The organism is Paracoccus sp. DMF, assembly GCF_004407025.1.
Classification (GTDB): domain Bacteria; phylum Pseudomonadota; class Alphaproteobacteria; order Rhodobacterales; family Rhodobacteraceae; genus Paracoccus; species Paracoccus aminovorans_B.
This window is the reverse complement of the sequence record NZ_SOKV02000012.1, coordinates 78,018-100,397: the sequence shown is the minus strand read 5'-3', so window position 1 is coordinate 100,397 and position 22,380 is coordinate 78,018. Positions and strand designations below refer to the sequence as shown.

Below are 22,380 nucleotides of genomic sequence, written 5' to 3'. Positions count from 1 at the left end.
AACTCCGGCTTTAGATGGTCCAAAATTGGTAGGCAGGGCAAAAGGCCGGAAACTCCGGCCGCAGCTGGATGAAAGACCCGTGGCAGGATGGCAACCGGGCCGGTCCACGCCCCGCGCCGCCCCACCGGGCGCACGAACGGCGACCAATTGTCCGAAACCCGCCGTTCTCTGCGCAAATCGCAAAAATTGCTGCGCAACGGGTCAACCTGCCGCGGAACTCTCGGCTATCCTTTCCGCAGGGCTGACCCTGGCGGATCGGCTGGACCAACAACGGAGGAGAGAAAATGAAGCGCAAGATCGCCGTCGCAGTCCTGGCCTCGCTGGCCGCGCTGCCCAGGGCCGAGGCCGCCGAGCCCGCCGCCTGCCATTCCCCCAGCTTCTCGGACGTGGGCTGGACCGACATCTCGGTCACCACCGCCATGTCGGCCATGGTGTTGCAGGCCCTGGGCTATGCGCCCGAGGTGCAGATCCTGTCCGTCGCCGTCACCTTCGAATCGCTGAAACAGGGCGATACCGACATTTTCCTGGGCAACTGGATGCCGCTTCAGGAGCCGATCCAGAAGCCGCTGGTCGATGCCGGCCAGATCGAGGTGGTGCGCCCGAACCTGGAAGGCGCGCTGATCGGCTTCGCCGTGCCCGCCTACACGCACGAGGCCGGGCTCAAGACCTATGCCGACATCGCCAAGTTCAAGGACCAGCTCGGCGGCAAGATCTACAGCATCGAGGCCGGCAGCAGCGCCAACAGCACGATCCTGCAGGCGATTTCGGACAATGCCTTCGACCTGGGCGGGTTCGAGCTGGTCGAATCCAGCGAGCAGGGCATGCTGGCCCAGGTGCAGCGCGCCATCCAGGCCGAACAGCCGATCCTGTTCTTCGGCTGGCGGCCGCATCCGATGAACGTGCGCTATGAACTGGCCTATCTGACCGACGGCAACGACACCTTCGGGCCCGATGACGGCGCCGCGAGCGTGCTGACCAATACCCGCGCCGGCCTGTCCGGGGAATGCCCCAACCTGGGCAAGTTCCTGTCGAACCTCGCCTTCACGGTCGAGGCCGAGGACGTGATGATGTCCTATGTCCTTGACGAGGGGCTGGAGCCGAAGGCCGCGGCCGAACGCTGGCTCAAGGAAAACCCGGCCGCGCTGGACGCCTGGCTTGCCGATGTCACCACCGTCGCGGGCGAGCCGGGCCTGCCCGCGGCCAAGGCGGCGCTAGGTCTTTGAACCGCGTCTGGCGGCGGTCGGCGGATGGCCGAACCGCCGCCGGAAGGCGCGCGACAGCGAGGCGATCGAGGCGAATCCGGTCCTGACCGCGATCTCGGCCATGCCGAGGTCGGTGTCGGTGATCAGCCGCCGCGCCGCCTGCAGCCGCAGCGACTGGTAATAGGCGGCGGGCGAGGTCTGGACGATGTCGCGAAACAGCCCCTCCAGCGTCCGGCTGGAGCATTTCACCGCGCCGGCGATGCGGGCAACGGGCAGCGGGCTGTCCAGATGCGCCTCCATGATGCCGATGGCCTGGGCGACGCGGCTCTCCATCCGCCCGGCCCGGCCCAGCGAGACCAGGGGCTGCGCGTCCGAAGGCAGGCGCATCTCTTCATAGACGTAAAGGCTGGCCACGTTCAGCGCCGCGTCGAAGCCCTGGCGGGCGCGGACCAGCGCCAGCATGAAGTCCAGCGTGGGCGCGGCGCCGCCGGTGGTGAAGACCGGGCCGTCGATCACCCAGCGGTCGGGGATGGCGCGCACCTGCGGGAAGCGGGCGGCGAAATCCTCGAGATCCTCCCAATGCGTGGTGGCCTTGCGCTGGTCCAGCAGGCCGGCGCGGGCCAGCACCCAGCTGCCGGCCTCGACGCCGCCGACCAGCCGCGCCCGCCGCGCGCCCTGCCGCACGGCGGCCAGCACCGCCGGGGCGACATGGCGCGCGACATTGAAGGCCGCGACCACGACCAGCAGGTCGCAAGCCTGCTGCGGCCGGAAGGGGCCGTCGACCTGCACCGGCAGGCCCGAGCTGGTCGCCACCGGCTTGCCGTCGACCGAGACGACCTGCCAGCGATAGCATTCCGCCCCCATGACGCGATTCGCCGCGCGCAGCGGGTCCAGCGTGGCCGCCAGACTCATCAGCGATGCCTCCGGCAGCACCAGGATCGTGGCGCACAGGGGTTGGTCGGAGCGCTGGAACAGCGTCACGTCACCCGTGCCACCCATGCCTCAAGGCCGGGGCTGGCCGACGAAGCGGCCCGCCCCTTCGGCCGGCATGGCGGCATGGCGGCCGGCCCAATCGGCCAGTGCCGCCGCCACCGCGGGCGCGGGCGCGCTGGTGCGGCGGGTGGCAAGGTCGGTATGCAGCAGCAGCGTCTCGACCGTGGCGGCCAGCACCTCGCCGCGCCAGAGCCGGTGGAACAGGTGCAGCCTCTTGCCCTGCCCCGCCAGCACCTGGGTCGTGACCACCAGCCGGGCGCCGGCGTGGATCTCGTCCAGATAGCGGATGTGGTTCTCGACCGTGAAATAGCTCTGGCCCGCGGCGACGTAATCGGCATCGGCGCCGATCATCTCCATGAAGCGGTCGGTGGCCAGCGAGCCGGCTTCCAGGTAATGCGTCTCGTTCATGTGGCCGTTGTAGTCGGTCCAGGTCACCGGCACCTGGCGCGCGGCGGTGATCGGCAACCCGTCGCGCTCGCCCGGGTCGGGCAGGTGCGCCTCATGCGCGCGCAGGACGCCGCCGGCACCGCTGCCCGAACGACGCAACGCCCGCATCATGCCGACCAGGTTGTCGTCGCGCAGCCGCTCCAGCTCGCGGATCGAGCGGTGGCCGGATTGCGCGTCGGACTGGCTGGCGATCAGGTCGACCAGTTCGTCGTTGAACTCGGGCACGTCCATCAGCTTGGTCCAGGGCCAGGACAGCGCCGGACCGAACTGGGCCATGAAATGCTTCATCCCGGCCTCGCCGCCGGCGATGCGATAGGTCTCGAACAGGCCCATCTGCGCCCAGCGGATGCCGAAACCCATGCGGATCGATTCGTCGATCTCCTCGGTGGTGGCGATGCCGTCCTTGACCAGCCACAGCGCCTCGCGCCACACCGCCTCGAGCAGGCGGTCGGCGATATGGGCGTCGATCTCTTTCCGCACGATCAGGGGGAACATGCCGATGCCGCGCAGGATGTCGGCGGCCCGGGCGCAGGTCGCGCCATCGCCCACCAGCTCGACCAGCGGCAGCAGATAGACGGGGTTGAAGGGATGCGCCACCACCGCGTTGGTGCCGGCCGCGTTCAGCTCGGACGGCTTGAAGCCCGAGGTGGACGAGCCGATCACCGCCTCCGGCCCGGCCGCCGCCGCAATGGCGGGCAGGATCTTGTGCTTCAGCGCCAGCACCTCGGGGACGCTTTCCTGGATCCAGGCCGCGCCCGCCACCGCCTCGGCCATGTCGGCGTGGAAGGTCAGCCGGCCCTCGGGCGGCAGCGCGCGGTCGTAGAGCGCGGGCAGCGCCCGGCGGGCATTCGCCAGCACCTCGCCGATCTTGCGCTCGGCCTGCGGGTCGGGGTCGAAGACCGCCACATCCCAGCCGTTCAGCAGGAAACGCGCGGCCCAGCCGCCGCCGATGACGCCGCCGCCGATGATCGCCGCCTTGCTCATGCCGCGGCTCCTTTCGGCGCGCGCTTCACCAGGCCAAGGCGTTCGCGCACCTCGGCAGGACCGATCACGCGGCTGCCCAGGTTCTCGATGATGGTCGCGGCACGCTCGACCAGCTGTGCATTGGTGGCAAGCTGGCCCTTGCCCAGCCACAGGTTGTCCTCAAGGCCGACGCGCACATTGCCGCCCGCCAGCACCGAGGCGCCGACGAAAGGCATCTGGTCGCGCCCCAGGCTGAAGGCCGACCAGGTCCAGTCCGAGGGCACCGCGTTCACCATGGCAAGGAAGGTGTTCAGGTCGTTCGGCGCGCCCCAGGGCACGCCCATGCACAGCTGCACCAGCGCCGGGCCGGCCAGCGTGCCTTCCTCGACCAGCTGCTTGGCGAACCACAGGTGGCCGGTGTCGAAGGCCTCGATCTCGGGCTTGACGCCCAGGGCGGTCATCATGCCGCCCATCGCCCGCAACATGCCGGGCGTGTTGGTCATCACGTAATCGGCCTCGGCGAAGTTCATCGTGCCGCAATCGAGGGTGCAGATCTCGGGCAGGCATTCGGCGACATGGGCCATGCGCTCGGTGGCGCCGACCATGTCGGTCGCGGCGGCGTTCAGCGGAAACGGCGCCTCGGTATTGCCGAAGACGATGTCGCCGCCCATGCCGGCGGTCAGGTTCAGCACCACGTCCACCTCGGCCGCGCGGATGCGGTCGGTCACCTCGCGGTAATAGTCCAGCTTGCGCGAGGGGGCGCCGGTCTCGGGGTCGCGGACGTGGCAATGGACCACCGCCGCCCCCGCCTTGGCCGCCGCGATGGCGCTTTCCGCGATCTGTTTCGGGCTGCGCGGCACGTGGGGCGAGCGGTCCTGCGTGCCGCCCGATCCGGTCACGGCGCAGGTGATGAAGACGTCCCGATTCATGGCAAGGGGCATGGCGAACTCCTGGTTGGCATGCCCGATGCTAGGGGGTTGCACGGCTTCTGGATTGTCCTATCCTGTCATCGGATTGTCCAAACAGGTCAGCATTTCATGGTCCGCGTCGGCTTCCTGCTTTTCGACGGCTTCTCGAACATGGTCCTGTCCTGCCTGCTGGAACCCCTGCGGGCGGTCCGCGACCAGGCCGGGATCGACATCCGCTGGCAGGTCATGACCCCCGACGGCGGCCCGGTGCGGTCCTCGAGCGGGCTGTCCGTCGCGCCCGACGACGCTGCGGCGACGGATTTCGAACTGCTGGTGGTGGTCGCGGGCTATGGCTATCGCGACCACGCCGGCGGCGCCGGGCCGCGCCGCATCCTGGCGCTGGCGCGGCAAAGCCGCATCGTGATCGGCGCCGACAGCGGGCCGTGGCTTCTGGCGGCGGCGGGCCTGCTGCGCGGGCGACGCGCCACCCTGCACTGGTCGCTGCTCGGCGAATTCGCCGAGGCCTTTCCCGAGGTGCAGGCCGACCCCGCGCCCTATGTGATGGCGGACCGCTTCTGGTCCTGTGGCGGCGCGGCCGGTGCGCTGGACCTGATCCTGGCCTTCATCGCCCGGCGGTTCGGCCAGGCCAATGCCTTCGTCGCCTCGTCGATGTTTCTGCATGACGCCGGCCGGGGCGAGGCCGGCCCGGCCCTGCCCGGCCTGCCCCGCAAGGGCACGGCGCGGCTGCGGCAGGCGATGAACCTGATGATCGGGTCGATCGAGACGCCGATGCCGCTGCCCGAGATCGCCGCGCGCTGCGGCGTTTCGCTCAGCAAGCTGGACCGGCTGTTCCGGGCCGAGACCGGCATGGCGCCGGGCCGCTATTTCCAGATGCTGCGGCTGTCGCAGGCGCGCGAGCTGGCCGCCAGCACCGGGCTCGGCCTGCGCGAAATCGCCCTGCGCTGCGGCTATTGCGATGCGGCTTCGCTGAGCAAGGCCTATCGCCGCGCCCACGGCCAACCGATCAGGCAGTCGACCGGCCGCACCGGTGAATGCGTCCACGACCCTCTTGTCTCGCTGCGTGCCTAGGGGCGTCTGTCGATCGACGCCATTGCGCAGGCGAGCTTGACGCGCCGTGAAGGCGCCGAAACAGCAGGGCATGGCCAACCGGCCGGGTCACGGGGACCTTCTCCGGGGCTTTCAGGGCCGGCCGCCCACTACGCCGAACATGCGGACGGTCTGCAGGCTCATCACGAAGGCCACGCGGCGCCGGTGCCGAGAACACCTTCAGCGTGCGCAACTGCCCGCTGCCCTCCTCGAGCACCGCGAGATCCGTGAAGGACCCGCCGACACCACGCCGATGCGATAAGCCGTTGCCCGCTCCCTGACCCGTTCGCCATTGACTGCCACGGACCGATGGCACAGCGCCTTCGGCACCGCCATGTAATTTCGGGATGCGGGACCGGGCAGAAACCGGTTTTTTCACAGACCGCACGGGCATCGCGCGTCGCCAGCATCCAAGTTGTGACTCCGGCAAGCTCGGGGTGGTGCGGATTGCTTCGGCCAGCCCGCGCCCGCGATGCGCCGGCAGCATGAAGAGGCCGCGCAGATAGGCAAAGACCGTGTAATCCATGAACAGCCGCGCGAAACCCGCTATCGCCCCATCCGGCGCGATCACCGCCATCGGCAGCGCGCCCGCCAGCGCGGGTTCCAGCCGCGGGCGGTCGAGGCCCTGCGACCAATAGGCCTTCTCGGCCAGGAAGGTCCGCGCGGTCTCCGGCCAGGCGCCCCAGCAGGTCACGGCCGAGATCCTGGCCGAACTCGCGGCGCGCGCGGGGTGCGGGTGTCTTGGGCCGAGCTTTCCAGCTATCCCGCCCTGCCGCCGCCCGAAGCCGACGACCTGCGCGGCTGACCGGGCAGGAGGCGCTGCTTTCGGTCAGCTACGGCACCGAGGCAGGGCTGCTCCATGCCGCCGGCACCCCCCTCGATCATCTCCGGGCCGGCCCCATCGCCCGCGCCCACCGCGCGAACGAATTCATGCTGGCCGGAACTGGACGCCTGCCGCCGGATGATGTGGGGCTTGGCAATGGAAATGCCCGCTTCCGCGTGGTTGCAAGGCAGGACCGGCGGACATCCAGGGCTCTGCATGGCAGCGTCGTGCTCGCCGGGCTGGTCAGCGGCCATACGATGCTGCGCGATGGCCGATCCGCATCTCCGGTCTGCCGCCACCTGCCCAGCTTTGCCGGGCCGGGCTCATCCTCGACCGCCTCCGCCGCTTGCCTGCGCCGCTGGGCCTGCCCCGAGGGCGACGCGCAAATTCAGCCCGGCGGGGCATAGACCGCGAGGAAGCGCGCGACGCGGCGCTGGACGAAGCCGTCGATCTGCGCCGGCTCCAGCGGGTCCATCATCAGCAGCGCCCGGCGCTGCAACCCGGCCAGCACCAGGTCGACGAATTCCGCCCCGGCCTCGGTGCAGTCGGGGATCGCCAGGTCGCCGCGCGCCACGCGGCCCTGGAAATATTCGGCCAGGGTCTCGATCGAATGCATCGGTCCGGCGCGATAGATGCGGCGCGCGAGGTCCGGGAACTTCTCGCCCGCGCCGATCATCATGCGCATCGCGGCCAGGACCTCGCCCTGCAGCAGCGTGTCGATCATGGTGCGGGCGATCTGGCACAGCTCGTCCTCGACCGCGCCCTTGCCGCTGCCCAGCTCGCGGATCGTGCGCTGCAACCGGCCGCATTCATGCAGGACCAGCGCCTCGAACATCGCCTCCTTGCTGTCGAAATAGACGTAGAGCGTGCCCTTGGAGACCCCTGCCGCCCGGGCGACATCCTGCATCGAGGCGCCCTCGAACCCCTGCGACAGGAACATCCGCCGCGCGCCGTCCAGGATCTGGCGACGCTTGGGGTTGTCCTCGACGTCCGCGCGCGGGTCGCAGTCGCAGCCGGTGCTGACGGGATCGTTCAAGCCTGCCTCCTTACGGGTTGCGCGGCAGATTACGCCGCCGCCGGCAGCGCGGTCCAGCCCGCCGACGGCCCCGGATACCATTGACCGAACCGTTCGGTCAATGGTATGGAGCCGCAACCACCGACCCGACTCGCCAAAGGCCGGGTTCGCGCGCAACGGCGGCTTGCGTTCTGAAAGGCCCAGTGATGACTTCGACCCCCGACGCGCCCCCGGCCCCCGGCACCCCTGCGAGCAAGCCGAAATCCGGCAAGGCCAAGCGCATCCTGGGCATCGTCGCCCTGCTGGTGCTGGCCGTGATCGGCTATGAGGGCTTTCGCTGGTTCACCCACGGCCGCTTTCACCAGGAAACCGACGATGCCTATCTGCAGGCCGACCTGGTGATGCTGCAGGCCCGCGACACCGGCTATATCGCCGAGATCCTGGTCGCGCCCAACGCCCCGGTGGCCAAGGGCCAGGTGATTGCCCGCATCGATCCGCAGGATTACCAGCTGGCGCTGGAAAACGCCGCCAATACGCTGGCGAGTGCCGAAAGCGCGACCCGCCAGCTCGAGGCGCAGATCACCGCGGGCCGGGCCGGCATCCAGCAGGCCGAGGCGGCGCTGACCGCCGCCCAAGCCACCAATGACGGCGCGCAAAAGGCCTATCGCCGGGCGCGCGAGTTGAAAACCACGTCGGTCGGCACCCAGGCCTCGCTGGATTCGGCCGAGGCCAGCGCCAAATCCGCCGCCGCCCAGGTCGAAAGCGCCAAGGCGGCGCTGGCGCAGGCCGAGGCGCAGCTGGCGGTCCTGAACGCGGAAGCCGACAGCGCGAAACTCCAGGTCCGCGCCGCCCGCACCGGGTTGCGCCAGGCGCAGCGCGATCTGGACTTCACCCAGATCCGCGCGCCCTTCGCCGGCATCCTGACCGAGCGCCAGATCGAGGTCGGCTCCTATGTCGCGCCGGGCTCGCGTATCGGCACGCTGGTCCCGGTCGAGAACCTTTATGTCGGCGCGAACTTCAAGGAGACGCAGATCGCCGGCATCCGCCCGGGCGGCAGCGTGCAGATCCGCGTCGACGCCTGGCCCGACGAGCTGCTGCACGGCACGGTGGAAAGCCTGACCGCCGGCACCGGCCAAGTGTTCAGCCTGCTGCCCTCGTCGAATGCCACCGGCAATTTCACCAAGGTCGTGCAGCGCGTGCCGGTGCGCATCCGCATCGACGACCAGGACCGCAGCCGCCTGCCGCTGCGCCCCGGCATGTCCGTCGTGGTCGAGGTCGACACCCGCACCGGCGAGGATCGGCCGCTGATGCCCGCCCCCGCCGCCGACCCGGCCCGGGTCGAACCGGGCGCGGCCGCGACCAGCGCGCTGGACTCCGGCGCCCCCGGCATGCGGGGCTAGGCCATGGCTGCCGCCAGCCCGGCCGCGACCCTGCCGGGCGCCCTGCCCGCGCCGGATCCCGACCGCATCGACCCGCGCCGCCTGGTCACCTTCATGCTGATGGTGCTGGGCATGTTCATGGCGATCCTGGACATCCAGATCGTCTCGGCCTCGCTGTCCGAAATCCAGGCCGGGCTGGCGGCCTCCAGCGACGAGATCCCGTGGATCCAGACCTCCTACCTGATCGCCGAGGTCATCATGATCCCGCTGTCGGGCTATCTGTCGCGGATGCTGTCGACGCGCTGGGTCTTTACCATCTCGGCCGGCGGCTTCACGCTGATGAGCCTGCTGTGCGGGCTGTCGAATTCGATGTCCGAGATGATCGTCTGGCGCGCGTTGCAGGGCTTTGTCGGCGGGGCGATGATCCCGACGGTCTTTGCCTGCGCCTATACGATCTTTCCGCGCTCCAAGATGCATATCGTCTCGCCCATGATCGGGCTGGTGGCGACGCTGGCGCCGACCATCGGGCCGACGCTGGGCGGCTACCTGACCGAATATCTCAGCTGGCACTGGCTGTTCTTCATCAACGTGGTGCCGGGCATCATCGTCACCACGGCGGCCTTTCTGCTGATCGACTTCGACAAGCCGGAGCTGAGCCTGTTCCAGCGCTTCGACTGGTGGGGCTTCCTGGGGCTGGCGCTGCTGCTGGGCGCGATGGAATACGTGCTCGAGGAAGGCGCCGGCGACGACTGGTTCGCGGATGAGGGCATCGTCGCCATGACCGGGGTGATGCTGGCCGGGGGCTTCCTGTTCTTCTGGCGCGCCTTCACCGCCGACGAGCCCATCGTGCGGCTGGAAGCCTTTACCGACCGCAACTTCGCCATGGGCTCGGTGTTTTCCTTTGGTCTCGGTATCGGGCTTTACGGGCTGATCTACATCTTCCCGGTCTATCTGTCGGGGATCCGCGGCTACAACTCGCTGCAGATCGGCGAGGCGATGATGGTCTCGGGCATCTCGATGTTTCTGACCGCGCCCGTCGCCGGGCGGCTGTCGCAGAAGCTGGACCCGCGGCTGATGATGGGGGCGGGTTTCGCGCTGTTCTCGCTCAGCTGCTGGATGATGGCCGGGCTGACCGAGGACTGGGACTATTGGGAGATCTTCCTGCCGCAGATCCTGCGCGGGATCTCGCTGATGATCTGCATGGTGCCGGTGTCGAACATCGCGCTTGGCATGCTGCCGCCCGAGAAGGTCAAGAACGCCTCGGGCCTGTTCAACCTGACCCGCAACCTGGGTGGCGCGGTCGGGCTGGCGCTGATCAACACGATCCTGCGCAATCGCGAGGATTTCCACTATGCCCGCATCGCCGAGAGCGTGCATCCGGGCAACCAGGCCGCGACCGGCGCCATCGGCATGCTGGAGCGGGCCTATTCATCCCTGGGCGAGGCGGCCGAGACCGCGGCGCTGGCCAGCATCTCGGGCATGGCGCAGTTGCAGGCGGTGGTGATGTCGCTGGCCGACATCTTCGTGCTGCTGACCGGGCTTTTCGCCGCGCTGGCCTTGCTGCTGCTGTTCGTGGAAAAGCCGCAAGCCGGCGCGGGCGGCGGCGGCGGTCACTGAGCCCGCGTCACGGGGCCGTCAGTGCCGACAGGCTTTGGCGCTGGCCGCCCTTGCCGTCGAAGTTCCCCGGCGCGAGCCAATCCGCATGCGCCCGGGCCAGACGCGGCCAGTCGCGGTCGATGATGGCAAACCAGGCGGTGTCGCGGTTGCGGCCCTTATAGATCATGTGCTGGCGGAAGATGCCCTCGAAGCTGAAGCCATAGCGCAGGGCGGCGCGGCGCGACGGTGCGTTCAGCGCGTCGCATTTCCACTCAACCCGGCGATAGCCGGCACCGAAGGCCCAGCCGATCATCAGCGAAATCGCCTCGGTCGCGGCCGGGGTCTGCTGCATCGCCGGCGCGATCTCGATATGGCCGATCTCGATCACGCCGTTGCGCGGATCGATGCGCAGGAACGAGGCGAGCCCGCCCACCTTGCCGCTGGCGCGGTCGCGCAGGGCATAGAAGAACGGGTCGCGGCTTTCGGCCATGCCCGCCTGCCAGGCGCGATAGGCCTCCAGGTCGGCGAAGGGGCCATAGCCGAGATAGTCCCAGACCCAATCCTGGCCCTGGTTGGCCGCGAACAGGTCCTCGGCATGGCGTGCCGGGTCCAGCCGTTCCAGGGTGACGAACCGGCCCTCGATCCGCTCCGGACCGGGGGCGGGCGGCGGGACGAAGCCGGTGACGACGGGGCCGGTCGGACGCTCTGCCATGCTGCTCTCCCTGAAGGCTCAGGCGAGCATCCTTGGATCGCCGCCAAGGTCAAGCCCCGGAAACACCGCGCGCTCCAGCACCCCGGGCTCGAGCCCGAAGAGCCCGCGCATCGCCCAGGCGGCATAGGCGCGGATGTCGCGCAGGGGCATCAGGTCGCGGCCGGCGTAAAGCTGGCCCTCGCCCAGGCCGGGCCAGTCGCCATAGGCGCGGCCGCCGTTGATCGCGCCGCCGGCCATGATCAGCGCGCCGCCGGTGCCGTGGTCGGTGCCGCCCGAGCCGTTCTCGCGCACGGTGCGGCCGAATTCGGTCATGGCCAGCACGGTGGTGCGCTGCCAGTTCGCACCCAGGCCGTCGCGCAGCGCCAGGATCGCGGCGGCGAGCCGGTCGAAGCCGCGCCCGATCACCGGCGCCTGATTGGCGTGGCTGTCCCAGCCCGGGATCGAGAAAGCGGCGATGCGGCTTTCCCCGTTCAGCCGGTTGGCGGCAAAGGCGGCCAGAGACTGCGCATCGCCGGTCGGGCCGGTGGTCTTTTCCATGGCCGGGCTCTCGGCGCCGATCTGCACCGCATCGCGGGCGGCGTCGCGGAACAGCGGGTCGTCGTGATAGACATGCTCCAGCAGCAGCTGCGCCTGCGGCGACAGGCTCAGCGCGGCGCGCGGCGCCCAGGCCATATGCGCGGCCTCGCCTTCCAGGATCTTCATCTGCTCGATCCCGACCGCATAGGCGGTTTCCGAACTCGCCCCCGGCACCGCCTGCAGCAGGCGGTTCAGCCAGCCGCCCAGGCGCCGGTCCACCGGCAGGTCGTTGCCGGTCCCGGCCTCGAGCACGTCCTGGCCGTCGAAATGGCTGCGCTTGTCGCGATAGGGGGTCGAGACGGCATGGGCAAAGGCCAGCTCGCCCTTTTGCCACAGCGGCAGCAGCGGCCCCAGCCGCGGGTGCAGCGCATAGAAGCCGTCGAGGTCCAGCGCCCCGGCATCGGGCCCCAGCGACAGGTCGCGGCGCAGCTTGCGCAGCATCGGGTCGCCATAGGGCTGGATCGCGTCCAGCCCGTCCATGGCGCCGCGCAGGATGATCACCACCAGCCGGTTGTCCGAGGGCAGCGCGGCAAAGGTCATGCTGCTCATCAGGGGATGCGCCGCGGCCGAGCAGCCGAGCAGCGCCGCGCTTTTCAGAAACAGCCTGCGGTCCAGTTGCAGCATCGCCTACCTCCGGTTGAAGTCGCTCGAGGCGAGGATCAGCACCACGCCCTCGGCCGCGCTTTCGGCCTTGGGCACCGCCCAGGAAAGTTGCTCGGATTGCGTGCCGCCGAAGGCCGAGACCAGCATCTCGCGCGGGTCGGGCAGTTCCGGCAGCAGCAGGCGCGGCATGCGCAGCGCCCAGTTGATGCGCGCGGCCATGGTCTGGGGCGCAATCCAGGCCCCGGCCTCTTCGGGCCAGCCGTCGGGACCCTTGGGCTGGTTCCAGGGCTGGCCCATCACCGGCAGGTGGTTCCAAACCGCGCGGCGGAACATCTGCTCGTCCAGCGCCGCGATCTGCTGTCCCGTCACCCCCAGCGCGCGCAACCCCGTCACCGTCAGGTCGAAGGGCTGGCGCACCTTGGCGCGCAGGTTCCGGGCCAGCGCCGGATGCGTCACCAGCACGCGATAGACCTGCGGCAGGTTGCCGTGGCTTTCGCGCCAGACATCGGCCATGGCCTGCACCAGATCCTGCGGCGGATTGTCCGAGACGAAATGCACCGCCAGCTTCCTCGAGACGTAAAGCGCGGTCTCGGGCCGGCGGGCGAGGTCGCGAAAGGCGGCGCGAATGTCGTCGAGCCCGCCGCGCCGGTTGCCGCCATAGCTCTTGCCCAGCACCGTCTCGGCCCCCGGCTCGGCGAGCGCCGGCTTGAAGGTGAAACCCTCGTCATGCGAAAAGCCCAGGCCCGTCAGCAGTTCGGCCAGCTGGCGCACGTCCTTCTGGCTGTATTTGGCGCCGACGCCCAGCGTATGCAGCTCCATCGCCTCGCGCGCCAGGTTCTCGTTCAGGCCGAAATGGCGGTCGGGCCGGCGCTTGACGAAGGGCGAGTTCGGCCCCCGGCTCGACACCTGGTCGAGATAGATCAACATCATCGGATGCGTCTCGGCGGCGAAGAGCATGTCCTCGAAGCGGCCGTTCACATGCGGGCGGATCGCCTCGTCCTGATAGGCCAGCCCAAGGCCGATATTGACCTTGTTGATGGCGCGCGCGGTGAAATGGTCGCACCAGAACTGCACCAGCCTTTCGCCGAAGCCGATGGGGTCGTCCACGGCGCGAATCACCCGGCGACGCAGGTCATCGACCTGCAGGGTGCCCAGCTGGCGGTTGGCCGCGATCGACTCGGGCGGCTCGGGCCGGCCCTCGCGGCGGGCCTTGATCCCCTCGCGGAAGGTGCGGGCGATGCGGCTGGCCTCGGCGGTGGTCATGGCCTCGGGGCCCGGGCCGGCATTGGCGGGGCCAGTAAGCACCGCCGCCGCATCGGCCGGCGGCGGCATCAGCGGCGACAGGCCGAAGCCCAGCCGGATCGCCGCCATCTCGGGAAAACCAATGCTCATGCGTGCCTTCCATCGCCGGGGATCGCGCGTCCCCGAACGGGTTATGGCACGGTCGGCGGCAAAGGTCAGTTCACGCTTTCTTCAAGTGCCGCAATGCGGCAAAGGCCCGCGCATGGCGCGGGCCGCCTCCCGTCATTCCTTCGGCAGCACGCGCAGCCGCAATTCGCGCAGCTGCTCGTTCGTGGGCTCGCTGGGCGCGCCCATCATCAGGTCCTCGGCGCGCTGGTTCATCGGGAACATGATGACCTCGCGGATGTTCTGCTCATCCGCCAGCAGCATGACGATGCGGTCGATGCCGGCCGCGCAGCCGCCGTGCGGCGGTGCGCCATAGCGGAAGGCCTTGACCATGCCGCCAAAGCGCTTTTCGACCTCGTCATGGCCATAGCCGGCCAGTTCGAAGGCCTTGAACATGATCTCGGGCTTGTGGTTCCTGATCGCGCCCGAGATCAGCTCGTAGCCATTGCAGGCCAGGTCATACTGATAGCCCTTGACCGCCAGCGGATCGCCCGACAGCGCCTCGAGCCCGCCCTGCGGCATCGAGAACGGGTTGTGCGAGAAGTCGATCTTGCCGTCCTCGCCCTTTTCATACATCGGGAAATCGACGATCCAGGCGAATTTGAACTGGTGCTCGTCGGTCAGCCCCAGCTCGCGGCCGATCTCGTTGCGGGCCCGGCCGGCCACGGCCTCGAAGGTCTCGGGCTTGCCGCCCAGGAAGAAGGCGGCGTCACCCTCGCCCAGGCCCAGCTGCAGGCGGATCGCCTCGGTCTTTTCGGCACCCAGCGCCTTGGCGATGGGGCCGGCAGCCTCGGTCGATCCGCCCTCGGCCTTGCGCCAGAAGATATAGCCCATGCCCGGCAGGCCCTGCTGTTGCGCGAAGGCGTTCATGCGGTCGGCGAACTTGCGCGAGCCGCCGGTCGGCGCGGGAATGGCGCGGACCTCGGTGCCGTCCTGTTCCAGGAGTTTCGCGAAGATCGCGAAGCCCGAGCCGCGGAAATGCTCGCTGACCACCTGCATCTCGATCGGGTTGCGCAGGTCGGGCTTGTCGCTGCCGTATTTCAGCATCGCATCGGCATAGGGGATGCGCGGCCAGTCGGCATCGACCGGGCGGCCGCCGCCGAATTCCTCGAACAGGCCCTGGATCACCGGCTGGATGGCGGCGAACACATCCTCCTGCTCGACGAAGGACATTTCAAGGTCGAGCTGGTAGAAGTCGGTGGGCGAGCGGTCGGCGCGCGGGTCCTCGTCGCGGAAGCAGGGCGCGATCTGGAAATACTTGTCGAAGCCCGCGACCATGATCAGCTGCTTGAACTGCTGCGGCGCCTGCGGCAGGGCATAGAACTTGCCCGGATGCAGCCGCGAGGGCACCAGGAAGTCGCGCGCGCCCTCGGGGCTGGACGCGGTGATGATCGGAGTCTGGAATTCGGTAAAACCCTGGTCCCACATCCGGTTGCGGATCGAGCGGACCACCTGGCTGCGCAGCATGATGTTGTTATGCAGCGACTCGCGGCGCAGGTCGAGGAAGCGATAGGCGAGCCGCGTCTCCTCGGGATAGTCCTGGTCGCCGAAGACCGGCAGCGGCAGGTCGTCCGAGGGGCCAAGGATCTCGACATCGGTGGCATAGACCTCGATCGCGCCGGTGGGCAGCTTGGGGTTCACCAGGCTCGCGTCGCGCAGCTTGACCTTGCCGTCGATGCGGATCACCGTCTCGGCGCGCAGCTTTTCCAGGGCGGCAAAGGCCGGGCTGTCGCTGTCGGCGATGACCTGGGTGATGCCGTAATGGTCGCGCAGGTCGATGAACAGCACGCCGCCATGATCTCGGACCCGGTGGACCCAGCCCGACAGGCGGATGGTTTCACCGGCATTGGCGGCCGTCAGCTGGCCGCAGGTGTGGCTGCGATAGGCGCTCATCGATTTTCCCCTTGCGTATTCGGTCACGCATGAACCGCCTGCGCCGGGGGAAGTCAAGCGATCAGAACGGCCGCACCACGTTGCCGGAATAGAAATAGACCCCCATGCCGACGGTGAACAGCGCGTTCCCGGCCACGGCATGCAAGGCCCAGGCCGCCGGGAAGCCGAACTTCAGATAGGCGCGGGCGAAGAACCAGCCGCCGACCAGCGTCAGCGCCGCGACGATCCAGGACCAGTACATCAGATGCGCAAAGGAAAACACCGCCGCGTTCAGCGCGATGGCCGCCTGCCCGCGCGGCAGGATGGCACCATAGCGGTGAAAGAACAGCGGCCGGAAGATCAGCTCTTGCGGCAGGGCGGACAGGATCGGGTAGAAGCTCCAGATCACCAGCAGGAACTCGGGCCGCTGCCGCGCCATGCTGAAGATGGCGCCGGGGCGCGAGAACCACAGGATCGCGGCGCCCAGCGCGGTGGTGATCAGGATCATGCCCAGGATTTCCAGCCAGGGCAGCCGGCCCCAGCCATAGACCAGCCCGCGCCAGTCGAAGCCGCCGGTGAACCACAGAAGCGCCAGTCCCGCCAAGCTGAACAGGGCCAGCGCCTCGAACAGCATATGCCCGGGCATGAACAGCGCAATGGCCAGCGGCGCCCCGATATAGAGCGCCGCGAACTCGGCCCGGAGCAGGGCGCGGTTTACTGAAGCCGCCGGTTCAGCCATGCCCGCCACTGGGCGGGAGAACCCGCAAACACGTTCAGGTCCACGTTGCCGCCGATGCCCGGCACCACGCCGGTCCCGGTATATTGCCAGAAGCTGTAGGGCTGGCCGGGGTAGACGATGCGCGGGTGACCCGCGACCGAGCGCAGCCAGAATTCCTCGGGCCAGCGCGACAGGTTGTTGTCGCGGTAGAAGTCCACCGTGGTATAGATGATCGGGCGCTGGCCGTAGTATTGGTGCAGGATGTCCTTGAAGATCTTGGCTTCCCGCAGCACCTCGTCGGCCGGCGGCCGGCGCGGGCAGGTTTTCGAGGGCGTCCATTCCAGGTCCACCACCGGCGGCATGGCGCCGCGTTCGCGCGGCACGTTCTGGATGAACCAGGCCGCCTGCTGCGTGCCCGAGCGGCAGAAATAGAAATAGTGATAGGCGCCGCGCGGGATGCGGGCCTGCGCCGCCTCGGCCCAGTAGCGGCGGAAGCTCGGGTCGACCCAGTCGCCGCCCTCGGTCGCCTTGATGAAGGCGAAGCTGATGCCGGATCCGCGCACCGCGCCCCAGTCGATATTCCCCTGATAGCGAGAGATATCAATACCATGCACCGGATGGTCATAGGGATGGCCGCCGACCCAGGCATGGGGGGCGCTGTCGCCGAACTTCGGCCCCAGCCCCTGTCCTGCCATCACCGCGCGGCTGTGCGACGGGCCGCGCCCGCAGGCCGCCACGGCGACCAGCAACAAGACCGTCAATATTCTGCCGAGAATTCTCATCTTGTCCTCTGCCCCATGCGCCTGTCCTCGGCGCTTTTGCCCCTTATCGCAAAGGTGGGGCGCCATGTCACGATGGCGTGACGCTCACGAGTTTGTGCGGGATGCGGGGTCGGCAGGGCGCGGGCCGGCAAGCCGCTGGAAAGGTGCGGATTTCGGCTGTGACACGGGTGCAGCGGGCGTACACCGCGCGTACACAGGGCGTATGCCGATGGCGCGACCCGGGCGGTGCCTGCGGAGGCAAGGGCGACGGTCGAGGTGCCCGAAGGAGCAGCAGCGGCGCTGCTTGTGCAAGCCGCGAAATTCGGCATGATGCGCGCCGCGTGGTTACAGGGTTTTCCCATGTTTATCAGATTGCTGTCCCCGGCTCTGGCGGTGCTCATCATCGCCTGCAGCCTCTACCTGTGGCGATATGTCTATGCCGTCAGCGATTGGGCGGTGGCCTGCCTCGTGCCGCTGTCGGTGCTGCTGTTCCTGGCGCAGATGCCCATCCTGCGCGAGGACTACCGGGCCCGCATGCTGCTGACGCTGCGGCCGGGTTCGCGCCTGACGCGGATCTTGACCGGGCGGCTGAGCTCGTCGGCCGGCGCGCTGGTCTTCGTCGCGATCTCGATTCCGGTCCTGGCTTGGCAGGCGCTGCACCTGACCCCGGCCGAGGCCGGGTTGGTGAGCGCCGCCTGCATGATCTCGGGCTGGGTCTTCGTGGGGATCGAGCGCCGGCTGGCGCGCTCGTTCAACCCGCCCTTTGCCCGCGCCTATGCCCTGCGCCTGTCAAGCTGGCTCTGCGCGGCGCTGGCCTGTCCGGTGATCGCCTGGGTCACGTGGAGCTATACCGGGCATCCCCCAGCATATCTGCAAGCGGGTTTCATCGACGCCCTTAAACTCGGAATGTCAGAGATGCCCGAACGGGACGGCTTGCTGGAGACAATCCTGATGCCTTTCTATGCCTTTCAAGGCGGCAAGACATGGCTCTTGGTCCAAAGCAAGAACTATCCCTGGCTGACCCTGTTGCTAAGCATGGATGCCGCGCTGTTCGGCTTTCTTGCCACCCGCGCCAGCATCCTGATGACCGACCTGGCCGAGCATTTCCTGCTGGCACAGCAGACAACCCCGTCCGAGGATGTTGCATGACCGCTTCCCTTCCAAGGAAAACGCCCGAAAGGCGCCGGGCGCATGGCAGGATCACCTCGTTCTTCTTCTGGGCCACGATTGTCGGATTGTTGCTGGCCACGGTCGGGCTGATGGTGGTTGGCGCGCTGCGCCAGCCTGTTGGAGCGGATAAGCCGGCAAGCGTCGAAACCGCCAAGGTGGAAAATCTGCGTCAGCAAAAGACCAGGGCTGAAAAGGCGCTGGAAAAGCTTCCACGAGAGGGCCGCGATTGGGTGGAAGACAAGCTGGATGATGAACTCGACCGCACCTATCAGCCGGCTTTCGATGCGATTCACGGCTATGCCGATTTCCACTATTCGATTCTGGGGGAATATACCGAACTGCTGGGCACCGCCTTGGACCGGTCCGAAACGGAGCTGGACAAGCGCGTCTTTGCCGGGCTGGACGGGCGTTTGCAGGCGGTGGCCAAGGAAACCGAGATCGCGTTCATCGAGAAATACATCGAGGAGATGAGCCTGGCCCTGGACGAGCTGTCCGCCTCGGAAAAGGAAACACTTCCCGCCGATCTGCTGGAAACCATCAAGGGCGACCTGATGCAGCGGGTGACGGTAACGGCGCCGGTCGCCTCGGCTGCCTCGACGATGGCGGTGCTGGGCACGACCAAGCTGTTGTCCAAGACGGTCGCCAAGAAACTGGGGGCCAAGATCGCGCAAAAGGCGGCCGCCAAGGGCGCGACCAAGCTGGGCGGGGTGTTGACCGGTGCGGGATCGGGGGCCGCGGCCTGTGCGTGGAGCGGGCCGGCCGCCGCCGCCTGCGGTGTCGGCGGCGCCGTCATTGCCTGGGTCGCGGTCGATGCGGCGGTGATCCGCCTGGACGAGTATTTCAACCGGGACGATTTCGAAGCGGACCTGCGCAAGCAGATCGCCGATCACAAGGCGGCAACCCGCGAAGCGATCATTCAGGCATTGGGGATCAAGGCCGAAGAGATGGAGAAAAGCGGCCGGCACGCCGTCAACAAGCACTTCACCGCACGCGCCGTCAAGGAAGGCGGCAGCGCCGAACAGTGTCGGCTGGCAGATGAGGTTCTGGGTCGCTATCATGCCATGCGCGAAAACCTGTCGCTGCGCCGCCTGGAGGCGATCAACGCACTGCTGGTTCAGCTTGAAGCGCTGAACGAGGTCCCTGCCATGGCGAAGATCGCCCCGGCGATGCGGTCAGCCCTGAACGACAAATTCCCCCGTCTCGACCTGACCCACGTCATGATCGTGGGCAACCTGCCCGTGCAGCTTCGCGCCGACCGGGACGTCTCGGGGCGCGTGACAATCAACGGCCGGACCAGCACGCTAGACAGATACGAGGCCAGCAAGACCGGCGGATTTCGCCTGACCGTGCCGATGCCGGCCAGCGGGCTGGACATAAGCAAGGATCTGACGGTGAAGCTAGAGTTGGAGCAGCATCGCAGGCTGCTTGCCAACCGTCATTTCGACGGTAGTCTCACCATGCCTGTGGACGAATTGCTTGCCAGCCTTCCCGAGGGAAGCGGGCAATTGCATCAAGTCGAAAAGGAATTGCATCTCGTCCATCAGAACGATGGAGAGGACGGTGCGGCTCGCGGCGCGCTTCGACTGGACTTGACGCTTTCGGCGCCACCCCTGCCCGAGATGCCGCCCCTCGATTGCCCCACGCCCTGACCGCTCAGCCCACCCCCGGCACCAGCTTGCCGGGGTTCATGATGCCCTGCGGGTCCAGCGCCTGCTTGATCGCGGCCATGACCGCGACCGCCTCGCCGTGCTGGGCGCGCATCAGGGGCAGCTTGCCGATGCCCACGCCATGCTCGCCGGTGATGGTGCCGCCGACGGCCAGCGCGCGCTCGGCCATGCGGGTGGCGACGCGCTTGGCGGCGGCGAGCTCGGCCGCGTCGCCGGGCATCACCAGGATCTGGGCGTGGAAATTGCCGTCGCCGACATGGCCGACCATCGGGCCCAGCAGGCCCTCGGCGCGGATGTCGGCCGCGGCTTCGGCCACCGCCGCCGGCAGGTGCGACATCGGCACGCAGACATCGGTGACGACCGCCGTGCAGCCCGGCCGCAGCGCGAGGCACGAGCGATAGGCGTTGTGGCGCATCTTCCACAGCGCGGCGCGGGCCTCGGGCGTGGTGGCCCAGTCGAAGCCGGTGCCGCCGAAGTCCGCGGCCAGCGCGCCGAAGGCCTCGGCATCGCCCCGGACCGAGGCGGGGGCGCCGTGGAACTCGACCATCAGATGCGGGCCTTCGTGCATCTGGGTGCCCGAGAAGCGGTTGAAGGCGCGCACCACGTCGGCGTCGATGAACTCGATCCGCGCCATCGGGATGCCGGACTGGATGGTGGCGGTCACGCATTCCACCGCCTGCTCCAGCGTCGGAAAACCGCAGACCGCGGCGGCGGTCTCCTCGGGCTGGCCGTGCAGGCGCAGGGTCAGCTCGGTGATGATGCCGAGCGTGCCCTCGGCGCCGACGAAGAGCCCGGTCAGGTCGTAGCCGGCCGAGGATTTCGCGGCGCGGGTGCCGGTGCGGATCACGCGGCCGTCGGCCAGCACGACCTCGAGCGCCAAGACATTGTCGCGCATGGTGCCGTAGCGCACGGCGGTAGTGCCCGAGGCGCGGGTCGAGGCCATGCCGCCGAGGCTGGCGTTGGCGCCGGGATCGACCGGGAAGAACAGGCCGGTGGCGCGCAGCTCCTGGTTCAGCGCCTCGCGCGTGCAGCCGGGCTGGACGGTCGCCTGCAGGTCATCGGCGCGGATCTCGAGCACCCGGTCCATGCGCAGCATGTCGAGGACCAGCCCGCCCTGCGTGGCCAGCGCCTGCGCCTCGAGCGAGGTGCCGGTGCCCCAGCCGATCAGCGGCACGCGGTGGGCATGGCAGATGGCGGCGACCTGCGCGACCTCGCCGGTGGTCTCGGGCCAGGCCACGGCATCGGGCGGCGGCGCGCGGTGCCAGGATTCGGATTGGCCATGCAGCTCGCGGTCGGCGCCGCTGGTCGAGAAGCGGGGGCCAAGCAGCGCGGCAAGCGCCTCGGCGGCGGCGGCGGGAATCGGCATGGGCTCCTCCTGAACTGATAGGGCAGGTCATAGTCCCGCCCGACGACCGACGGCAAGACGGGCCGCCTTACGCCCGCGCGCCGAACAGCCCCTTGACCGCGCCGATGGCAGGCGAGACGACATAATGCGCGACCGGGATCAGGATCATGCCCAGGATCACCCCGAAGATGCCGTCGAAGAAGGCGGTGGTCACCCAGGCGGCGGCGCCGGGCGCGGCGGGCACGGCCTGGGCGGCCGCCTCGGCCATGTGGTGGATCCATTCATAGGGCTGGTGCTGGCCCAGCACGTGCAGCCCGTGCACGACGATCTGGCCGCCGACCCAGATCATCGCCGCGGTGCCGACCACGGTCAGCACCTTCATGAAGCCCGGCATGACATGCACGATGCCGCGCCCCAGCGCCGCAGTGGGGCCGCCGCGCTCGTGCAGGTGCAGGCCGAAGTCGTCGGCCTTCACGATCAGCGCCACGAAACCGTAAACCGCGGCGGTGATGCCCACCGCCACCACGGCGAGGATCAGCGCCTTCATCCAGATCGCGTCGCCGTTCGGAATCGCGGCCAGGGCGATGGTCATGATCTCGGCCGAGAGGATGAAATCGGTCTTGATCGCACCCCTGACGCGCTCTTCCTCGAGGCCCGCGGCGCCCCCGGGCGTCACGGTCAGGTGCGAGTCGTTGCCGTGGTCGTGGGCGAGCGCGTGGAAGATCTTCTCGGCACCCTCGAAGCACAGATAGGCGCCGCCGATCATCAGCAAAGGCGTGATGAGCCAGGGCGCGAAGGCCGAGAGCAGCAGCGCGATCGGCAGCAGGACCACCAGCTTGTTGAAGAGCGAGCCGCGGGCGATCTTCCAGACGATCGGCACCTCGCGCGCGGCGGAAAAGCCGTGCACGTATTTCGGCGTCACCGCCGCGTCGTCGATCACCGCGCCCGCCGCCTTGGCCCCGGCCTTGGCCGCCTGTCCGGCCACGTCGTCGACCGAAGCCGCCGCGATCTTGGCGATCCCCGCCACGTCGTCCAGCAGCGCCAGAAGTCCGCTCATCCGTTTTCCCCTTTGATCCTGCCTGCCGAAACTGCGGGGATAATCCGGCAAGGACAAGG

Annotated in this window: 19 protein-coding genes; 6 read left to right on the top strand and 13 right to left on the bottom strand. The window is 68.6% G+C overall.

The genetic code is table 11. From position 1 onward, the window contains the following. Positions 1–284: 284 nt before the first annotated feature. The gene (gene choX, locus E3D03_RS09455; protein ID WP_263566751.1) at positions 285–1,223 is read left to right on the top strand and encodes a choline ABC transporter substrate-binding protein; all 939 of its coding nucleotides are present in this window, start codon (positions 285–287) and stop codon (positions 1,221–1,223) included. Here choX and E3D03_RS09450 read toward each other — a convergent pair. From E3D03_RS09450 to E3D03_RS09440, 3 genes are read right to left on the bottom strand one after another with little or no spacing between them, the layout of a single operon-like run. After that, positions 1,212–2,201, bottom strand: coding sequence for a GlxA family transcriptional regulator (locus tag E3D03_RS09450; protein WP_263566750.1), 990 nt, complete (start codon positions 2,199–2,201; stop codon positions 1,212–1,214). The genes choX and E3D03_RS09450 overlap by 12 nt on opposite strands. A gap of 3 nt (positions 2,202–2,204) precedes the next feature. Beyond that, a complete protein-coding gene (locus E3D03_RS09445) occupies positions 2,205–3,626 on the bottom strand; it encodes a carnitine 3-dehydrogenase (RefSeq protein ID WP_263566749.1) in 1,422 nt (473 codons plus the stop codon). Further along, positions 3,623–4,546 (bottom strand): 3-keto-5-aminohexanoate cleavage protein, encoded by a 924-nt coding sequence (locus E3D03_RS09440; RefSeq protein WP_263566748.1) that lies wholly within the window; start codon positions 4,544–4,546, stop codon positions 3,623–3,625. The genes E3D03_RS09445 and E3D03_RS09440 overlap by 4 nt, the downstream gene beginning before the upstream one ends. Positions 4,547–4,642: 96 nt before the next feature. On the opposite strand from E3D03_RS09440, the gene E3D03_RS09435 reads away from it, so the two are divergent. Further along, positions 4,643–5,602, top strand: a complete 960-nt coding sequence (locus E3D03_RS09435) for a GlxA family transcriptional regulator (RefSeq protein ID WP_263566747.1) — start codon at positions 4,643–4,645, stop codon at positions 5,600–5,602. On the opposite strand, the gene E3D03_RS09430 is transcribed toward E3D03_RS09435, so the two are convergent. Both E3D03_RS09430 and E3D03_RS09425 read right to left on the bottom strand, forming a co-directional pair. Then, positions 5,538–6,314: a GNAT family N-acetyltransferase gene (locus tag E3D03_RS09430; RefSeq protein WP_263566746.1), complete on the bottom strand. Its 777-nt coding sequence runs from the start codon at positions 6,312–6,314 to the stop codon at positions 5,538–5,540. The two genes, E3D03_RS09435 and E3D03_RS09430, sit on opposite strands and share 65 nt — an antisense overlap. Positions 6,315–6,831: 517 nt before the next feature. Beyond that, positions 6,832–7,479 carry a TetR/AcrR family transcriptional regulator gene (locus tag E3D03_RS09425; RefSeq protein ID WP_263566745.1) on the bottom strand — a complete coding sequence of 216 codons (648 nt, stop codon included), beginning with the start codon at positions 7,477–7,479 and terminating at the stop codon, positions 6,832–6,834. A 185-nt stretch (positions 7,480–7,664) separates the two neighbouring features. Here E3D03_RS09425 and E3D03_RS09420 point away from each other — a divergent pair, with 185 nt between their 5' ends. Both E3D03_RS09420 and E3D03_RS09415 read left to right on the top strand, forming a co-directional pair. Next, on the top strand, positions 7,665–8,858 hold the full coding sequence (locus E3D03_RS09420) for an HlyD family secretion protein (protein WP_263566744.1): 1,194 nt from the start codon (positions 7,665–7,667) through the stop codon (positions 8,856–8,858). A gap of 3 nt (positions 8,859–8,861) precedes the next feature. Then, positions 8,862–10,454: a DHA2 family efflux MFS transporter permease subunit gene (locus tag E3D03_RS09415; RefSeq protein ID WP_263566743.1), complete on the top strand. Its 1,593-nt coding sequence runs from the start codon at positions 8,862–8,864 to the stop codon at positions 10,452–10,454. A gap of 7 nt (positions 10,455–10,461) precedes the next feature. Here the strand turns inward: E3D03_RS09415 and E3D03_RS09410 are convergent, their stop codons facing one another. The 6 genes from E3D03_RS09410 to E3D03_RS09385 form a co-directional block, all read right to left on the bottom strand. After that, positions 10,462–11,145, bottom strand: coding sequence for a GNAT family N-acetyltransferase (locus E3D03_RS09410; protein ID WP_263566742.1), 684 nt, complete (start codon positions 11,143–11,145; stop codon positions 10,462–10,464). Between the two features lie 18 nt (positions 11,146–11,163). After that, entirely contained in the window at positions 11,164–12,345 is a 1,182-nt protein-coding gene (locus E3D03_RS09405; RefSeq protein WP_263566741.1) for a DUF1501 domain-containing protein, read from the bottom strand. A gap of 3 nt (positions 12,346–12,348) precedes the next feature. Then, a complete protein-coding gene (locus E3D03_RS09400) occupies positions 12,349–13,716 on the bottom strand; it encodes a DUF1800 family protein (RefSeq protein WP_263566740.1) in 1,368 nt (455 codons plus the stop codon). A 132-nt stretch (positions 13,717–13,848) separates the two neighbouring features. After that, positions 13,849–15,624 carry an aspartate--tRNA ligase gene (gene aspS / locus E3D03_RS09395; RefSeq protein ID WP_263566739.1) on the bottom strand — a complete coding sequence of 592 codons (1,776 nt, stop codon included), beginning with the start codon at positions 15,622–15,624 and terminating at the stop codon, positions 13,849–13,851. Between the two features lie 61 nt (positions 15,625–15,685). Continuing rightward, a complete protein-coding gene (locus tag E3D03_RS09390) occupies positions 15,686–16,342 on the bottom strand; it encodes a CPBP family glutamic-type intramembrane protease (protein WP_062562549.1) in 657 nt (218 codons plus the stop codon). Continuing rightward, positions 16,318–17,103: a glycoside hydrolase family 25 protein gene (locus tag E3D03_RS09385; protein WP_263566738.1), complete on the bottom strand. Its 786-nt coding sequence runs from the start codon at positions 17,101–17,103 to the stop codon at positions 16,318–16,320. Before E3D03_RS09385 ends, E3D03_RS09390 begins: the two co-directional genes overlap by 25 nt. A gap of 339 nt (positions 17,104–17,442) precedes the next feature. Between E3D03_RS09385 and E3D03_RS09380 the strand changes: the two genes are divergently transcribed. Beyond that, positions 17,443–18,231 carry a hypothetical protein gene (locus tag E3D03_RS09380; RefSeq protein WP_263566737.1) on the top strand — a complete coding sequence of 263 codons (789 nt, stop codon included), beginning with the start codon at positions 17,443–17,445 and terminating at the stop codon, positions 18,229–18,231. Further along, the gene (locus E3D03_RS09375) at positions 18,228–19,901 is read left to right on the top strand and encodes a hypothetical protein (protein ID WP_263566736.1); all 1,674 of its coding nucleotides are present in this window, start codon (positions 18,228–18,230) and stop codon (positions 19,899–19,901) included. Before E3D03_RS09380 ends, E3D03_RS09375 begins: the two co-directional genes overlap by 4 nt. A gap of 4 nt (positions 19,902–19,905) precedes the next feature. Here the strand turns inward: E3D03_RS09375 and E3D03_RS09370 are convergent, their stop codons facing one another. Both E3D03_RS09370 and E3D03_RS09365 read right to left on the bottom strand, forming a co-directional pair. After that, a complete protein-coding gene (locus E3D03_RS09370; RefSeq protein WP_263566735.1) occupies positions 19,906–21,285 on the bottom strand; it encodes an FAD-binding oxidoreductase in 1,380 nt (459 codons plus the stop codon). Positions 21,286–21,352: 67 nt separating this feature from the next. Next, positions 21,353–22,321, bottom strand: coding sequence for a DUF808 domain-containing protein (locus E3D03_RS09365; RefSeq protein ID WP_263566734.1), 969 nt, complete (start codon positions 22,319–22,321; stop codon positions 21,353–21,355). Between the last annotated feature and the right edge of the window lie 59 nt (positions 22,322–22,380).

What these genes read in the sequence shown, in the direction of transcription:
- choX (WP_263566751.1), top strand. Translation starts at nt 285, where the DNA reads ATGAAGCGCAAGATCGCCGTCGCAGTCCTGGCCTCGCTGGCCGCGCTG.
- E3D03_RS09450 (WP_263566750.1), bottom strand. Translation starts at nt 2,201, where the DNA reads ATGGGTGGCACGGGTGACGTGACGCTGTTCCAGCGCTCCGACCAACCC.
- E3D03_RS09445 (WP_263566749.1), bottom strand. Translation starts at nt 3,626, where the DNA reads ATGAGCAAGGCGGCGATCATCGGCGGCGGCGTCATCGGCGGCGGCTGG.
- E3D03_RS09440 (WP_263566748.1), bottom strand. Translation starts at nt 4,546, where the DNA reads ATGCCCCTTGCCATGAATCGGGACGTCTTCATCACCTGCGCCGTGACC.
- E3D03_RS09435 (WP_263566747.1), top strand. Translation starts at nt 4,643, where the DNA reads ATGGTCCGCGTCGGCTTCCTGCTTTTCGACGGCTTCTCGAACATGGTC.
- E3D03_RS09420 (WP_263566744.1), top strand. Translation starts at nt 7,665, where the DNA reads ATGACTTCGACCCCCGACGCGCCCCCGGCCCCCGGCACCCCTGCGAGC.
- E3D03_RS09415 (WP_263566743.1), top strand. Translation starts at nt 8,862, where the DNA reads ATGGCTGCCGCCAGCCCGGCCGCGACCCTGCCGGGCGCCCTGCCCGCG.
- E3D03_RS09410 (WP_263566742.1), bottom strand. Translation starts at nt 11,145, where the DNA reads ATGGCAGAGCGTCCGACCGGCCCCGTCGTCACCGGCTTCGTCCCGCCG.
- E3D03_RS09405 (WP_263566741.1), bottom strand. Translation starts at nt 12,345, where the DNA reads ATGCTGCAACTGGACCGCAGGCTGTTTCTGAAAAGCGCGGCGCTGCTC.
- E3D03_RS09400 (WP_263566740.1), bottom strand. Translation starts at nt 13,716, where the DNA reads ATGAGCATTGGTTTTCCCGAGATGGCGGCGATCCGGCTGGGCTTCGGC.
- aspS (WP_263566739.1), bottom strand. Translation starts at nt 15,624, where the DNA reads ATGAGCGCCTATCGCAGCCACACCTGCGGCCAGCTGACGGCCGCCAAT.
- E3D03_RS09390 (WP_062562549.1), bottom strand. Translation starts at nt 16,342, where the DNA reads ATGGCTGAACCGGCGGCTTCAGTAAACCGCGCCCTGCTCCGGGCCGAG.
- E3D03_RS09385 (WP_263566738.1), bottom strand. Translation starts at nt 17,103, where the DNA reads ATGAGAATTCTCGGCAGAATATTGACGGTCTTGTTGCTGGTCGCCGTG.
- E3D03_RS09380 (WP_263566737.1), top strand. Translation starts at nt 17,443, where the DNA reads ATGTTTATCAGATTGCTGTCCCCGGCTCTGGCGGTGCTCATCATCGCC.
- E3D03_RS09375 (WP_263566736.1), top strand. Translation starts at nt 18,228, where the DNA reads ATGACCGCTTCCCTTCCAAGGAAAACGCCCGAAAGGCGCCGGGCGCAT.
- E3D03_RS09370 (WP_263566735.1), bottom strand. Translation starts at nt 21,285, where the DNA reads ATGCCGATTCCCGCCGCCGCCGCCGAGGCGCTTGCCGCGCTGCTTGGC.
- E3D03_RS09365 (WP_263566734.1), bottom strand. Translation starts at nt 22,321, where the DNA reads ATGAGCGGACTTCTGGCGCTGCTGGACGACGTGGCGGGGATCGCCAAG.